This window comes from Kribbella aluminosa (genome assembly GCF_017876295.1).
In the GTDB taxonomy this organism is placed as follows: Bacteria; Actinomycetota; Actinomycetes; order Propionibacteriales; family Kribbellaceae; genus Kribbella; species Kribbella aluminosa.
In genome coordinates this window covers 1,774,316-1,788,483 of the sequence record NZ_JAGINT010000002.1, presented here as the reverse complement: position 1 = coordinate 1,788,483, position 14,168 = coordinate 1,774,316, and the positions used below count along the sequence as shown (strand labels likewise).

12 protein-coding genes are annotated in these 14,168 nt (G+C 66.5%); 8 read left to right on the top strand and 4 right to left on the bottom strand.

Translation table 11 applies throughout. The annotated features are described in order from the left end of the window. The first annotated feature begins 27 nt into the window (after positions 1-27). The 4 genes from JOF29_RS29880 to JOF29_RS29865 are packed head-to-tail and all read left to right on the top strand — an operon-like array spanning position 28 to position 3,576. On the top strand, positions 28-582 hold the full coding sequence (locus tag JOF29_RS29880) for a CGNR zinc finger domain-containing protein (protein WP_209697741.1): 555 nt from the start codon (positions 28-30) through the stop codon (positions 580-582). A gap of 44 nt (positions 583-626) precedes the next feature. Beyond that, positions 627-1,499, top strand: coding sequence for a Gfo/Idh/MocA family protein (locus JOF29_RS29875; protein WP_209697740.1), 873 nt, complete (start codon positions 627-629; stop codon positions 1,497-1,499). Further along, positions 1,499-2,563, top strand: a complete 1,065-nt coding sequence (locus JOF29_RS29870) for a Gfo/Idh/MocA family protein (protein WP_209697739.1) — start codon at positions 1,499-1,501, stop codon at positions 2,561-2,563. Before JOF29_RS29875 ends, JOF29_RS29870 begins: the two co-directional genes overlap by 1 nt. Beyond that, positions 2,563-3,576, top strand: coding sequence for a Gfo/Idh/MocA family protein (locus JOF29_RS29865; RefSeq protein WP_209697738.1), 1,014 nt, complete (start codon positions 2,563-2,565; stop codon positions 3,574-3,576). Before JOF29_RS29870 ends, JOF29_RS29865 begins: the two co-directional genes overlap by 1 nt. On the opposite strand, the gene JOF29_RS29860 is transcribed toward JOF29_RS29865, so the two are convergent. From JOF29_RS29860 to JOF29_RS29850, 3 genes are read right to left on the bottom strand one after another with little or no spacing between them, the layout of a single operon-like run. Beyond that, complete coding sequence (locus JOF29_RS29860) at positions 3,564-4,256, bottom strand: SGNH/GDSL hydrolase family protein (protein WP_209697737.1); 693 nt, start codon at positions 4,254-4,256, stop codon at positions 3,564-3,566. The two genes, JOF29_RS29865 and JOF29_RS29860, sit on opposite strands and share 13 nt — an antisense overlap. Continuing rightward, a complete protein-coding gene (locus tag JOF29_RS29855) occupies positions 4,253-5,428 on the bottom strand; it encodes a prenyltransferase/squalene oxidase repeat-containing protein (RefSeq protein WP_209697736.1) in 1,176 nt (391 codons plus the stop codon). The genes JOF29_RS29860 and JOF29_RS29855 overlap by 4 nt, the downstream gene beginning before the upstream one ends. Beyond that, entirely contained in the window at positions 5,428-7,095 is a 1,668-nt protein-coding gene (locus JOF29_RS29850; RefSeq protein ID WP_209697735.1) for an FAD-dependent oxidoreductase, read from the bottom strand. The genes JOF29_RS29855 and JOF29_RS29850 overlap by 1 nt, the downstream gene beginning before the upstream one ends. 134 nt (positions 7,096-7,229) lie before the next feature. Between JOF29_RS29850 and JOF29_RS29845 the strand changes: the two genes are divergently transcribed. From JOF29_RS29845 to JOF29_RS29830, 4 genes are all read left to right on the top strand, one after another. Next, complete coding sequence (locus tag JOF29_RS29845; RefSeq protein ID WP_209697734.1) at positions 7,230-7,940, top strand: GntR family transcriptional regulator; 711 nt, start codon at positions 7,230-7,232, stop codon at positions 7,938-7,940. A gap of 228 nt (positions 7,941-8,168) precedes the next feature. Further along, on the top strand, positions 8,169-9,785 hold the full coding sequence (locus tag JOF29_RS29840) for a type 2 periplasmic-binding domain-containing protein (RefSeq protein ID WP_209697733.1): 1,617 nt from the start codon (positions 8,169-8,171) through the stop codon (positions 9,783-9,785). Then, positions 9,782-10,726 carry an ABC transporter permease gene (locus JOF29_RS29835; protein WP_307863758.1) on the top strand — a complete coding sequence of 315 codons (945 nt, stop codon included), beginning with the start codon at positions 9,782-9,784 and terminating at the stop codon, positions 10,724-10,726. Before JOF29_RS29840 ends, JOF29_RS29835 begins: the two co-directional genes overlap by 4 nt. Further along, positions 10,723-11,595 (top strand): carbohydrate ABC transporter permease, encoded by an 873-nt coding sequence (locus JOF29_RS29830; RefSeq protein ID WP_209697732.1) that lies wholly within the window; start codon positions 10,723-10,725, stop codon positions 11,593-11,595. Before JOF29_RS29835 ends, JOF29_RS29830 begins: the two co-directional genes overlap by 4 nt. A 42-nt stretch (positions 11,596-11,637) precedes the next feature. Here JOF29_RS29830 and JOF29_RS29825 read toward each other — a convergent pair whose 3' ends face one another. After that, positions 11,638-14,157, bottom strand: coding sequence for a DUF4838 domain-containing protein (locus tag JOF29_RS29825; RefSeq protein ID WP_209697731.1), 2,520 nt, complete (start codon positions 14,155-14,157; stop codon positions 11,638-11,640). Between the last annotated feature and the right edge of the window lie 11 nt (positions 14,158-14,168).

The following is a 14,168-nucleotide window of genomic DNA, read 5'->3' as shown; positions in this document are numbered from 1 at the left end:
AGGAGTGATCATAGCTAAACTCATGATGTGGCTACCAAATCCGACAGACTTCGCGTGCAACAGGTAATCGTCGATCTGGCCAACTCGATGCCACACGGCGACCAGCCAGAACTGATACAGGACGTGACGGATCTCAAAGGCCTGATGACGACCTGGATCGTGACGGAGTCGGCCGCACCGACGAAGGCGGACGTGGAATCGCTGCACAAATTCCGTGCTCGACTGCGGGCAGTCTTCATCGCGCCTGACAGGCAAGCCAAGATCAGCATCGTCAACGAGCTGCTGAGCGGCGCCGACATCCACCCGCGGCTCGTGGAGCACGACGGGCTACCCCTCCACGTACATTACTTTCAGCCGTACACCTCGCTGGCCGATCACCTGGTGGCCGACTGCGCCATGGTGCTGTGTCTGATGTTCGAGGCGGGCGAAGCCGACCGCCTGAAGGAATGCGTTGCCCCTGACTGCGGCACGGTGTTCATCGACCGATCGAAGAACCGGTCCCGCCTCTACTGCGACAGCCAGGCCTGCGGCAACCGCCTGCACGCCGCCGCCTACCGGGCCCGCGCCGCCACCGCCAACTGATCCTGTCAGCGTTTCCGGCAATCGACCTGCTCAAAGGAGTCGCCATGTGCCGCGTCGGCATCATCGGCATCGAAAACAGCCATACCGATCATTTCCTTCGGCACCTGAACGAGGAGCAGCGCTTCCCGGGCGCACGCGTCACCGCGATCGTCCGTGGCGACGCGGACCGCGTCGACCAGCTCCGCTCTCGCGGACCACTCGAGGTTCTCGACAGCCCGAAAGATCTCGCCGGCGTGGTCGACGCGGCCATTGTCTGCAGCCGGGACGGCGCCTTGCATCCACAGCAAGCTGAGCCGTTGCTGCAAGCGGGCATCCCGGTACTGATCGACAAGCCGCTGGCCACGACAACCGCCGAAGCAGAAGCGCTGGTGGCTGGAAGCGCCAGAGCAGGGGCTCAACTGCTGTCCGCCTCGGCTGTGAGATTCACACCGGAGATCTCCGAGCTGACCGCGCTCACCGACCAGGTGGGGCCGTTACAAGCGGTCTCCGTGACCGGCCCAGCGGACCCGGACAGCCCGTATTCGGGGATCTTCTTCTACGGCATCCACACCGTGGAAACCGCGCTGCTGCTTGCCGGAGCCGCGGACCAGCTCCCCGATCTCGAGCGGCTGACGGTTCACCAGGAGCCGTCGGCAATCGTCGCGACGACCTCGGTCGGCGGCGTCCTGGTCACCATGCGGTTCGTCGTTCCGGACGAGCACGGTCAGGTTCCGTTTCACGCGGAGGTGGTCGGACGGCACGGGTCCGGGGCGCGCGATCTGACCCTCGGCGCGGACTACAACCTTCCCCTGCTGACCCGATTCATGGCCGTCGTCGGCGGCGAAGTACCGCAGACCGACGGGCTCAGCCTCGTCACGCCGATCGCGGTGACCGAACGAATCCGTGCACAACTGCAGCAGGCCAAGGAGCTCAGCTGATGCCGAACGACCCGAGCACAGGCGTGCTCGAAGACAAGATCAAGATCGGTATCGTCGGACTTGGCCGCAGCGGCTGGGACATCCACGCCGCAGGCATCGCGCGGCTGCCGGAGCTGTTCCAGATCGTGGCCGTGGCCGACCCGGATGCCGGCCGCCGAGAGGAGGCGGCCGCTCGTTTCGGTTGCGAAACCTACGCCGAGCCGTCCCAACTGCTCGCCGATCCGGCGGTGGACGTGGTCACCGTGGCCACGCCGTCACACACCCATGTATCCGTGGCCTCGGCAGCGCTGGCGGCCGGCAAGCACGTCGTGGTGGAGAAGCCGATCGCGACGACCGTGGAGGACGTCGACCGACTGGTCGAGCTGGCCGCCGAAGCCGAGCGCGTCGTCACAGCCTTCCAGAACCAGCGCCTCGAGCCGTCCTTCCTGGCCATCCGCGACATCATCGACTCCGGCCGGATCGGCGAGCCGCTGCTGATCCGTCGTACGACGCATCGCTACTCCCGCCGGGACGACTGGCAGACGCTCCGGCGGATGGGCGGCGGTGAACTGCCGAACACCGCGCTGCACTTCCTCGATCAGCTCATGACGCTGGTGCCGGACGCCGAGTTGCAGATCTTCGCCGATCTCCGGCACACGATCAGCGCCGGTGATGCCGAGGACCACGTCAAACTGACCATTCGGCCCGATCACGGGCCGGTGATCGATCTCGAGTCCAGCATGGCGATCGCCAGCCCGCAGGAACCTTGGTTCGTTGCCGGAACTCTCGGCACGATCACCGGTACGGCGCAGCTGCTGCACGTCCGCCGTACCGACTTGTCCGGCCTTCCGGTCCGCGAAGCCAAGGACACCGCGCCCGATGGCCGCGCCTACCCAGCCTCTGAGGCGCTGGACTGGGAGGAGACCACGGTCACGGTCGATCCTGAGGATCGCCGGACAGATCAATACTACGAGCTGCTCTACGACACCATTCGCAACAAGGCCGAACCATTCGTCACGATGAGGAGCGTACGTCGAGTGGTCGACGTGATGGAGACTGCACGGCGGCTGTCGAACTTCCCGTGATGATCAGGATCGGCATCCTCGGGCTGGGTGGAATCGGGGCGACTCATGCGCAGGCGCTGGCCGCCCTGGCAGATTCGGGTACCGAGGTGTCGCTGGAGGCGTTCAGCGGATCGGGACAGTCGGCCGCTGAGTTCGGGTGGCCCGATGCGCGACGTCTGGCGGCCGGCGAGCTGATCGCCGACCAGAGCATCGACGTGCTGGCGGTGTGCTCGCCGAGTGCGTTGCACGCCGAGCACACGTCGGCTGCACTGCGTGCCGGCAAGCACGTGGTGGTCGAGAAGCCGATGGCGCTGACCACGGCGGACGCCGAACGCGTACGCGATCAGGCCGCCGCCGCCGGCCTGATCGTCAGCCCGGTCGCCCAACGGCGGTTCGAGCCGCTGAACCTCGAGCTCAAGGCGGCCATCGCGTCAGGGCGACTCGGTCGTGTCGTCCTCGGCGAGACGTTCGTCCATTGGCACCGCTCTGACGAGTACTACGCGGAGGCTGACTGGCGAGCCGATGCCGACGGCGGCGGCGGATCCCTGATGAACCAGGGTCTGCACAATGCCGACCTGCTCTGTTGGCTGTTCGGTGGTGCCGTCGCGGTGGCCGGGCATACGGCGACACTTGGCCACGACATCGCGGCCGAGGACACCGCGGTCGCCGCAATCCGCTTTGCCAATGGCGCGCTCGGCGTCATCGCCACCACCACCGCCACACGCGTGGGCGAGCCGTCCGAACTGTCGATCTGGACGACCACCGGCTCGGTCCACCTCACCCAGTCGGGCATCAGCCGGTGGGACTTCCCGACCGCGCCGCGTCCTACCGAGATCGAGGTGCCGCCCAGCGGCGCCTCGGATCCAAGAGCCATCGGCATCGCCGGCCATGTCGCCCAATGGGCCGACGTGCTCCGAGCCCTGATCGCGGGCACCGAACCGATGATCACAGCCGACGACGGAGTCGCGACCGTCGCCGTCCTCGATGGAATCTATCGCTCCGCCGCCGGCCACCGGCCTGCTCAGGGAATGTAGAGTCGGCAGGTCGCCGAGTCCGGGTCGAAGATGCCGAGGCTCCGCAAGACGGCGTTCGCCATCACGCGATGGCCGAAGTGGTTCGGATGGCAGCCACTGCCGATCCACTCGTCCGGCACCGCCTCGTCGGTGGCGGTCGCCCACACCTCGGCGTGATCGATCAGCGGAAGCGCCAGTTCAACGGCCAGCGCCCGGATCGCCTCGGTGTACGAGGCGAGATGATCGACGATGAAATCGGCTGCCGAGGGCAGGAAGCCATTCGGTGTCTGGAGGACGATTCTGGCGCCGGCCGCACCCACCTGCCGGCACAGGTCGCGGTAGGTGTCGACGAAGGACGCCACACCCTCGGCCCCACCGCGGGAGTCGTTGAGGCCGGCCCCGAAGATCACCACATCCGGTCGATAGCGGAGAATCGCGCGATCGGCGTCGGCTGCGACCGCGGCGATCGTACGGCCGCCGACCGCGGTGTTGATCACGGCATCGGCCGAGCGCTTGAGCTCGACCCGTACGCGTTCCGCGAAGAGCTGGGTGTAGTCGCGATGGCCGTGCAGATAGGCGGAGCCCTGGGTCACGCTGTCCCCGGTAAAGAGCCACGTCACCGGGTCGGGAGACCCGAACAGCGACCGTACGCCATCCATCGGGTCCGAAGGCGGATCGAAGCCGGCCGGGGTTGCGATCATCGAGGGGCCCGGGCGAGCTCGTTCCGGATCCGGAGCAAACCGGTCGCGATCGTGGCGGTGGTCCAGCCGGTGTAGACCGAGAACTCGCCACCCTCGTCGATCGGGTTCGACTGGTTGGCACGTCCTCGCCAGGTCCGCTGATCGACGTCGTACGAGCCACGCCAGGCGCCGTCCCACGCCACCGACGGATCATCGACCTGGATCGAGATCAAGAACTCGCCGAGGCTGACCGCTGCGGCGAGATCGCTTCGCTCGCCGGTCGCCCGCCAGGCATCGAGCCAGCCGTGCAGAGCGTACCCGCAGGTGTAGACGAGATCGGTGAGTGCCGGATCCGCCTGTTCCGAGGCGCCCACGCTGGCTGCGTCGCAGTTGCGGATTGCCCCCTCGGCCGTGGTCAGGCGAGTCAGAAACTCCCGACAGCCGGCGATCTCGGCGCGCGTGTCGAGGCCCACCAATCGATGAGCCAGCGCGAAGGCCCGCAGCGCCTCGGCGGTCTCCGACGACACCGGTCGCCAGTTCTCCGTTCCGCTGATCTCGTACGTCGTCTTCAGCCGGCCGTCGGCACACTGAAGAGATCTCAAGTAGCCGATCGCCTTGGTGACGGCGGCAGCGGCTCGCTCGTCGCCGGAGCTCGCGTAGTAGCGGGCCAGGCCTACTACCGGCCAGGACACGAAACACGGACCCCGATAGTCGACGGCGTCCAGGCTGAACCAGCCGTCTTCGCGTTGATTGTCGATCAGGTACGACGCGAGCCGCGTCGTCGACTCGCGTGGATAGTCGCCCAGGCACAGCAGTTCCAGCACCTTGCCGTTGTCGTTCGGCCACATCAGGTCGGCGGTGGCGCCATCGTCGGCAGTGCCGTTGGGCGCCGGGGTCAGCTCGTAGAAGGGGAATCCGCCGTCCGGCCGTTGAACGCACTGAAGCCAGCCGCGCATCGAGCCCGCGAGTTTCCCGTAGTCCGGTCGTTCCTGTACGGCCCCGGCAGCATCGAGCAGGGCCGCGGTCTCCGCGGTGCAGTCGGGCCGGACTCTCCGGACGACGGCATCGTCCTGGTCGATCCGCAGTCGCTCCCAGATGCCGGCCGAGCCGTCCTCCTCGGGCAGCAAGGTGATCAGCCAGCGGATCGCGCGGCCGACGGAATCGTCGATACGGTCGATGGGGAGGGTCATCATCAGCTTCTTTCTCGGCGTTTGGCGACCTCGCCGGCGATATAGCCCTCGGTGTAGTCCGTCGGCCAGCGCAGCGTGGTATCGAACTTGTCGGTGAGAATGCTTTGCAGCTGTTCGGTGAGTGCGGCGGTCGCCTGGACCTGGCCGGGCTGGACGTTGTGTCTCAGGCAGAAGGCGGCCAATGCTCCGGCCGCTTCGCCGATGGTCCACTCGACCGGATGCAGGCGATAGCAACCATTGGTGATGTGGGTCGACCCGATGTTCTTTGCCGCAGGCAACAGGTTCCGCAACCGGATCGGTATCAGCGCTCCGAGTGGCACCTGGAACGGATGGGCCGCGAAATCGATATAATTGCGGCCGCCGGTGCTCGGGTGCAGGTCGATCCGGTAGTGACCGACACCGACCGAGTCCGCGAACTGGAGCGGTCCATCGGGCCGGCTGTCGAAGGCAATGTCCTGCTCGACGACAGTGGTGACTGCCTGGATTCGCCGTCCTTCCCGGAGGTACGGCCGGAGAGCCAGCCCGTCGGCGGTGCCGAACACGTTCGCGGCGGGCGCGAGCTCTGGATAGCCGGTGCCGCCGTCGCTGCGGGGAGCCTCGGTCTGTAGCCAGTACAGCAGCGACAGCGACAGGTTGCGCGCCGCGGCCAGCCTGGCTTCTCTCTGTTCGGGGGTGACGCCCACGACCGGATCGACGAAGTAGTCGTTCTGCGGCCAGTTCAGGATCGAGATGTCGCTCGTCGCCGGATCGTGCAGGGATCCGTCGCGGATCCGGCGGTAGGTCCACAGCGACCAGCCGCCGGGCTCGGCGAACAGCGGCCAGGTGATCGCCTCTCGAGGCGTGTGTGGGTTGCAGCCGGTAAAGGACAGCAGCGGCCCGGGCCAGAAGTCGGGCCGGTAGGCACGCCACATGTCGTAGTCAGCCGGCTTGCCGATCTCATGACGTTCGCCGGGGCGATGCTCGACTGCGAGGCACCAGGTGATGGCTTGTTGGTCAAGGGGATCGGCGGCGCCCGTCAGAGCACGCGGCTCACCGGTGTCGGTCTGTGCCTCGGAACCGAGCACGTGTTCGCAGCCGACCAGGTCGAGCAAACCGCCGTCCTCAGTAGCATCCAGCACATAGCTCGGCTCGACCGTGATCAGGTCTCCGTCCGCGGTGGAGAAGGTGACGGACCGGACGGCGTCGGCCTCGCTGGACGCGCTGACCGGCGTCCACCCACGCCGGATCCGCATCCGACCGCTGGCCAGCAGGGGGGCGCACAACTCATCGATGGCCGCCAACGCGGCCCGAGGCTCGTGGGCGATTCTGCTCACGTGGGCGTTACCGGGATTCAGGAAGGAGGACCGGGCGGCCGCCTGGGTCAATTTCTGGTGATCCCGGTAGTACGCACGGATGCCCCGCCGAAGCCGGCGATAGGTGCCGGTGCCGCCGATCGTCTCGATCAGGCCGTTCTCGTCGGGCGGCACGCCTTGGGAAGTCAACTGGCCGCCGAGCCATGCCGACTCCTCCGTCAGCAGCACGCGGGCGCCGAGTTCGGCCGCCGCCAGGGCCGCGGCGATGCCGCCAAGACCGCCGCCCACGACCAGGATCTCCGGCCACTCGGATTCCTCCGCAGAGCTTGGAGAATGAGCAGAAGCAGCTTCGAGGGAGCGGTCGGATCCCGGCACCATGGATGACTCCTGCGTCCGTGACGATGTGCTGAACGGGCCTGGCACGACAGGTGCCGAAGCCCAATCACCTTGGTCTAGACCAAGGCTAGGCAGCTGCACTCGTCCGCGTCAAGACATGTAGCCTGGCGGGTGAGATGAATGACATTCCCAAACACCTCTTCTTACGGCGCGAATTGGAGAAAGACATCGCGCAGCTGCCTCCGCACGCGCAATTGCCGACCGAGCGCGAACTGACCGCACGGTTCGAGGTCAGCAGGATGACTTTGCGGCAGGCGCTCGGCGGACTCCTCGATGACGGACTGATCTACCGAGTCGGACGCACCGGGACTTTTGTCGCCGAGTCGCGAATTTCGAAGGACCGGTCCCTCACGTCATTCACCGAGGACATGCGGACCCGCGGCATGGTCCCGAGTTCGAGCTTGATCGACGCGGCGGCGGAGCCGGCGGACGACGCCCAGGCCCGCGACTTCGGGCTCGAACCGAACACCCCGCTGGCCCGCATCGAGCGGCTCCGCCTGGCCGACGGGATTCCCATGTGCCACGAGGTGGTCCGGGTCCCACTGCGGTTGATGCCGGACATCCTGACCGCCGACCTGACGGGGTCGCTGTACGACTTGTTCGGCCGGCACTTCCGGATCCGGGTGGCCAGCTCGATCCAGCGGACGCGGGCGATCTCGCTCGACCGCCCGATCGCCCGGTGGCTGATGGTGCCGGCAAAGTCACCCGCACTCCAAGTCAGGCGCATAACCAGTGACACTACTTCGCAGGTCGTGGAGATCGCAACCTCCACGTACCGCGCCGACCGGTACGACTTCACGCACCTGATCCGACGGCAGTCGAGCTGAGCCGACCAGCGGCCCGCATCGAGGCGCTCAACCCGGCCCGCTCCGCGGGCCGTAGACAGCCTGCGCACTGACGCCCGCGCAGGTCGACCAGCAAGGAAGCCGGTCCGGATCTCTTGACCTGAACCAGGCCGGGTTCTACTGTCACTCTCGATCGCCTCGTCAGGGGCAAGTCGCGAATGCTCCTTAGCCACCAAGGCGGAGCACACCGCATCCAGCGGGAGGACTGATATGAGTTACCACGAGTCGCGGTTGTCACGGCGCACCCTTCTTGGCGGCAGCGCCGGTGCCCTACTGGCGCTGGGCCTGGACGGGTGCGCGTCAGGTCAGCAGCCGAACGGCAACGGGTCGTCCGGCGCTCGCTACACGCCACCGATCTATGTGCCCTTCAACGACGTGAAACCGGATCTGCCGGGGACCATCGACGGAGTAGCCCCCGGATTCCTCGGGTTTCCGGCACCGCCGATCAAACGTCCGGGATTCCCGTTGCCGAGTACCGCGCCCGCGACCGCCTTGCTCCAAGGCACCGCTCCGAACGTCGCTCCGGACGCGAACCTGGCGTACCGGCTCGCCCGGACACAGTCCGGGAATTCGCTGGACGCCGTCGTCGTCACTGCGACGTACTATCTGGACAAATTCCAGGTGACGATGGCCGGCAACGACCTCCCCGACTTTGTCCAAATGGCGTTGGTGCCGAAATATCCGCAACTGCTGGAAAAATACTTCACCGACCTCTCGGACGTCCTCGGCGGGGACGGCGTGAAAGAGTATCCGGCGTTGGCCAACATTCCGCCGGCCACCTGGAAGATCCCCGAGGTGAAAGGCCGGCTCTGGGGGATCGCCCAGCCTCGGCCACCGGCCGGATCGATTCTGTCCACGCGTGGCGATCTCCTGCGGGCCAGAGGCATCGATCCGAATCCGAAGATCAATTCGGGACCGGAGCTGGTTGCCCTCTTCGCCGAGCTGACCGATCGGAAGCGGAACCAGTTCGCGATGGGGCAGGATCCGACCAGCTGGCTCCTTCCGCTGGTACTCCAGATGATGGGTGCGCCCAACGGATGGCACAAGGTCGACGGACGGTTCGTCAACCAGCTCGAGTCGGCGCAGATGAAGGACGCGCTCAACGAATGCGCCAAGATCATCGCGGCCGGCTACCTGCACCCCGAGTCCTTCTCACCGCAGACCGCCGAGTGGCTGCGAGCCGGCACCATCTCGCTCTATCACCAGTCCTTCACCGGCTGGGGACTGTGGGCCCGGCAGGAGCCGAAGTGGAACCTCGGCCATGTCGACCTGCCGAAGTGGGGTGGCGGCGGGCGGGCGTCGATCTTCAAGAGCGTCGCCGGCTACCCGGCGTTCATCGCCATCAAGAAGCAGAGCAGTGACCAACGGCTGCGGGAACTTCTCCGGATCGCCGACTTCCTGGCCTCACCGTTCGGCACCCAGGAATTCCTGGACGTGAACTACGGTGCGCCCGGTGTCACCTACGACATGGTCAAGGGAAATCCCGAGTTCCGCGACGGCCAGTCCGCCAACATCCTGGCCGGCTGGTCGTACTGCGGCGGCAACGCCCAGGCGGCCCTGTACACGCCCGGTCAAGACGACGTGACCAAAGCCCAGCATGCCTATCTGACCGCGAAGATGCCGTCCGGTGTCGACGACGCGTCCCTGGGGCTGTACTCGGAGACCGACGTCGCGAAGAGCGCCAGCTACGCCAAGCGGATCACCGATGCCCAGCGCAGCATCCTGACCGGAGCCGCACCGGTCTCCACCTGGGACGACCTGGTCCGCTCCTGGAAGACGGCGATCGGCGACAAGATCGCGGACGAGTTGGGCCGGGCCGCCGGGTGAGCTCCCGTTCGGAACCGCCGCGCGCCCTGCTCGCGCGGCGGCTGCGGCGAGACTGGAGTCTGTTGCTGCTGGCATTGCCCGGTGTGGCGATCTTCGCGAGCTTCTACTATCTGCCGCTGCTCGGAAATGTGATCGCGTTCAAGGACTATCAGCCCTTCATCGGGATCCTCGGGTCGGACTGGGTCGGGCTGGGCAATTTCTCGATCCTGTTCGACGGGGATCCGGCCTTCCTGAACGCGCTGCGAAACACGCTGATCATCACGTTCCTGCAGTTGATCTTCACGTTTCCGGCGCCGATCGCCCTGGCCCTGTTGATGAACAGCCTGGTCTCCGAGCGGTTCAAGCGGGTCGTGCAGTCCGTCCTCTACCTGCCGCACTTCCTGTCCTGGGTCGTCGTCGTTGCGATCTTCCAGCACGTGCTGGGCTTCGGCGGCCCGCTGGAGCAGCTGATGTCCGCGCTCGGTGGACCGCACCCGGAGATCATCGGCAATCCGAGCTTCTTCAAGCCGCTGCTGATCCTCCAGGACATCTGGAAGAACTGCGGCTGGGGAACGATCCTGTTCCTTGCCGCCCTTGCTGGAATCGACCAGAACCTGTACGAGGCGGCCGAGGTCGACGGCGCCAGCCGCTGGCGGCAGCTGTTCCACATCACGCTGCCAGGTATCCGGCCGGTGATCATCTTGATCCTGATCCTGCGCATCGGCGACCTCTTGTCGGTCGGCTTCGAGCAGATCGTCCTGCAGCAGGCTGCCGTCGGTGCGCACGCCTCCGAGGTGCTGGACACCTATGTCTACAACAACGGGATCGTCGGCGGAGAGTGGGGCACGTCCGCGGCGGTCGGTCTCGTCAAGGGTGTGATCGGCGTCGTGCTCGTACTCGCCGCCAACAAGCTGGCGCATCTGTTCGGTGAAGCCGGCATCTACCAAGGAGCCGACAAATGACCTCGCTCACTCGTCGGCCGCACGCACCGGCCGAGGTCGGCAAGATGATCATCTTGACGCTGTGCTGCCTGATCGTGCTCGGCCCGTTCGTGATGGTGGTTTCGACCTCGCTCGCCGATTCGTCGCAGGTCGGCCGAGGTGGCGGCCTGGTGCTGTGGCCGGAGCGTCCGACGTTCGACGCCTACCGGTCGATCCTCGCCGGCGGGCAGGTGACGACCGCGCTCGGAGTCTCCGCCTTTGTCACGATCGTGGGCACGCTGCTGGCTCTGGCGGTGACGTCGACGCTGGCCTACGCGTTGTCGCGCACGCACCTGTTGTTCGGGCGGGTGATCCTGCTGGGCGTCCTGGCCACCATGCTCTTCTCCGCCGGCATGATCCCGATGTATCTGACGGTCAAACAGTTCGGATTGCTGAACTCGCTGTGGGCCTTGATCATCCCGGTGACCGTCAGCGCCTTCAACGTCATCGTCATGCGCGCGTTCTTCGGAAGCCTTCCCGCTGAACTGACGGAGGCGGCTCTGATCGACGGTGCCGGCGAGTTCAGGATCTTCTGGACCATCGTGCTGCCGCTGTCGAAGCCGATCCTGGCTGCTATCGGGCTCTTCTACGCCGTGAACTTCTGGAACACCTTCTTCTCGGCGATGCTCTACATCGACGACCAGAAGAAGTGGCCGATCCAACTGGTCCTGCGGCAGTACCTCATCAACAACAGCCAAGTCGGCGTCACCGATGCCGGCGCCGTGCCACCGTCCCAGCCGGCCTTGCAGATGGCGATCCTGGTGCTCTCGCTGATCCCGATCGCTTGTGTCTATCCCTTCCTGCAGAAGCACTTCACCAAGGGAGTTCTCACCGGCGCGGTCAAGGGCTGAGGTGCCCCGCCGGTGGCACTGCGACCGGCGGGGCGGTGGTGGTCAGCGGAGCTGGTTGAACTCGATCCGATCGAAATCAACCGTGGTCTGGGCCGGGATGCCCAGGAACGACACGTACAGCTTGGCCGTGGTCACTCCGGCCGGCAGCATCTCCAGTCCTACCAGGTCGGTCCAGTGCCCGCCGGTGCCGGACAGCTGACGACGGCGGCCGCGATACAGCTGGACGAGGCCGCCGGTGGCGTTGAGCAGGTACCAGGTCAGCTGCATCGCACCACCGGAGCCTGCATCCGCGGTGACCCGGTACCGGAGGTGGTGCCTGATCAGCCCTGGCTGCACCGCAATGGCCTGGGAAATACCGCCCGAGCGAAAGCCGCCGGCCACCCGGAGAAGGTGGCGACCGTGCTCGGTCGCGATGACCGCGGGTTCGCGCGGCGGTTCGCTGGACTCGATCAGCCAGGGCGCGATCGTCCCGTCGGCGAACCGGGTGTTCACACCGAGCGTGGTCACCTCGCGATCCGCCACCTGCAGCAACATCTCGGCGTAGCTCTTGACGTTCGCCGACGCTGCCGAATCGATCAGCTGCCGGACCTTCGTCCGTACGTGCGCGGCAGCCGCGCCGCCGCACTGGATGAACTCGGCCAGCTGCCAGAGCACCGGCAGGTTCCAGCCCGACCAGTTCATCCCCACCTTCCGGGCGTCCGTGGAGTGGCGAAGCAGCGGGTCCCCGTTGAATTCGTCGATCAGCTGGCCTCGCTTGGCGGCGAGGGCGATGGAATCGTCCAGCCGGCCGGTCACGTCGTCCAACAGGGCCGACGCGGTGATCTCGTCAACCGGTGGCGGGGTCGCGCGCGGAAAGCTGAGGACCGACGCCTCGTAATAGGAGAACGCACGCTGCAGGACCTCGGCCCTGGCCTTCCTCGGCGCGGAGTCGGCCTGGAGCTCGACGCGTTCCAGGCGTTGGCGCTGCTGGGCGATCTCGGCAGGCTCGATGACGTCGATGAAGTCGGCCTGGTAGAAGGGAAAGTAGGTCGACCCACCAGTGGCGCCGAACCATTCGGTGGCAGGCACCCGATCTGTCCAGATCGCTTCCCAGGTTTGGAAGTAGGCGATCAGATCGGCGGCGGCAGCCGGCCCGACGGCCCGCCGGCACCACTCCTCCAGCAGGGCTGACGCATCCAGGCTCGGGTCCCACAGGAGCTTCGTGAACATCCAGGCCTTCGGCCCGTCGCCCCAGTTCGGCGCGAGCTCGGCGAAGACGCCTTGAACGTCATGACCGGCCGCGTACGAATACGCGTCCTGGAGTGCCGTGCCGGCGATCCGGGGGATCGGGTAGGGAGCGCCGTACGCGTAGTCGTACCAGCCCAAGGTCGACGCCCGCCGCTGCCAGGCCTCGTGTCTGCGGAGATCAGCCGCCTTGGTGCCCGGATCGACCCAGCCGTACCGATCGCGACAGAGATACGGCATCACGTTCGGGTGTACGTCGAAGTCCGGCGGGGCGGCCACCTCGTTGTAGGCGATGAGCCCGAGCAGCCGATCCGGATAGGCGACGGCGACCTTTTCGGCGACGGCGTTGACCCAGGCGTAGTAGACGTTCGACAGGCTGCGGAGGCCGAACTCGTCGTACCCGCTCAGCTCGTACTCGTCTTCGCTGAATCCGCCGGAGTCGTTGATGCCGAGCGAGAACGCCCGGCGTTCCGGGTCCGCGTCGAAGGCGCTGATCGCCGCCTGCGCGGCGATATCAACCGTTTCCGGCACAGTCAGGCGCGGCTGCCAGCCGGTGGCCGTCGTCGCCGGCGGGATGTACGGTACGCCACCTCGGAGGGGATAGAGCTGAGGTCGATAGGTATCCGGCTTCTGCGGATCGCCGTACAGGGCCGGAGAGAAGATCCGCGACAGGTTGTGCGAATAGCTTCGCGTCTCGTGCATGCGGTTCTGGGCGCCCCACTTGGCCAGGACGTTCGTACTGTCCCAGGTGTTTCCGATGCCCAGCGGATAGAGCTGACGACTGGCGAAGGCAGGTACCGACAGGATCGTCGCTGCCGGCCCGTCGAGATTCGTCGACGCCGGGATGTCCGCGCCGGACGGGCCGGGCATGATCCACTCGGCGCCGACGACCTTGGTCAGCAGCGCGTAGGTTCCGAATCGAGTACCCCACGGCGATGCCGCGATGACGGTGACCGCCGTCTGGGCCGGTGCGATCAAGTAGCCGTCGCCGGGTAACGAGAGCGCCTGCCGGCTGAGTTCGTCGGTGTCTCGGTCGCTTGCGACGCGCAGTCTGATCCGGGTCCATCCTGGGTAGGCGGTCTCCGTAGCTGCCGACTCGGTAAGCCTTGGGAGGGTCACGCCGGTTGAGGTCGCGATCGTCGAAATCAATGTCGCGGCCGCCGCACTCACTTGCGGATCGGCAGCGTCCGGTACGACGACGACTGCTTTGGCGGCCCCGTCGACCACGAAAGGCAGGCCGGTGGCGCCGGCCGCTGACGAGGTCCGGGTCAGGCCGAAGGCGACCGCGGTCGCTCCGAGGCCACCGAGCAGGGAACGTCTGGACAGCTCGAAAGACATGGGTCTCCTTC

Excerpts from the sequence above, each read along its gene's own strand:
- JOF29_RS29870 (WP_209697739.1), top strand. The coding sequence starts at position 1,499 with ATGCCGAACGACCCGAGCACAGGCGTGCTCGAAGACAAGATCAAGATC.
- JOF29_RS29865 (WP_209697738.1), top strand. The coding sequence starts at position 2,563 with ATGATCAGGATCGGCATCCTCGGGCTGGGTGGAATCGGGGCGACTCAT.
- JOF29_RS29845 (WP_209697734.1), top strand. The coding sequence starts at position 7,230 with ATGAATGACATTCCCAAACACCTCTTCTTACGGCGCGAATTGGAGAAA.
- JOF29_RS29860 (WP_209697737.1), bottom strand. The coding sequence starts at position 4,256 with ATGATCGCAACCCCGGCCGGCTTCGATCCGCCTTCGGACCCGATGGAT.
- JOF29_RS29840 (WP_209697733.1), top strand. The coding sequence starts at position 8,169 with ATGAGTTACCACGAGTCGCGGTTGTCACGGCGCACCCTTCTTGGCGGC.
- JOF29_RS29830 (WP_209697732.1), top strand. The coding sequence starts at position 10,723 with ATGACCTCGCTCACTCGTCGGCCGCACGCACCGGCCGAGGTCGGCAAG.
- JOF29_RS29825 (WP_209697731.1), bottom strand. The coding sequence starts at position 14,157 with ATGTCTTTCGAGCTGTCCAGACGTTCCCTGCTCGGTGGCCTCGGAGCG.
- JOF29_RS29855 (WP_209697736.1), bottom strand. The coding sequence starts at position 5,428 with ATGATGACCCTCCCCATCGACCGTATCGACGATTCCGTCGGCCGCGCG.
- JOF29_RS29875 (WP_209697740.1), top strand. The coding sequence starts at position 627 with ATGTGCCGCGTCGGCATCATCGGCATCGAAAACAGCCATACCGATCAT.
- JOF29_RS29850 (WP_209697735.1), bottom strand. The coding sequence starts at position 7,095 with ATGGTGCCGGGATCCGACCGCTCCCTCGAAGCTGCTTCTGCTCATTCT.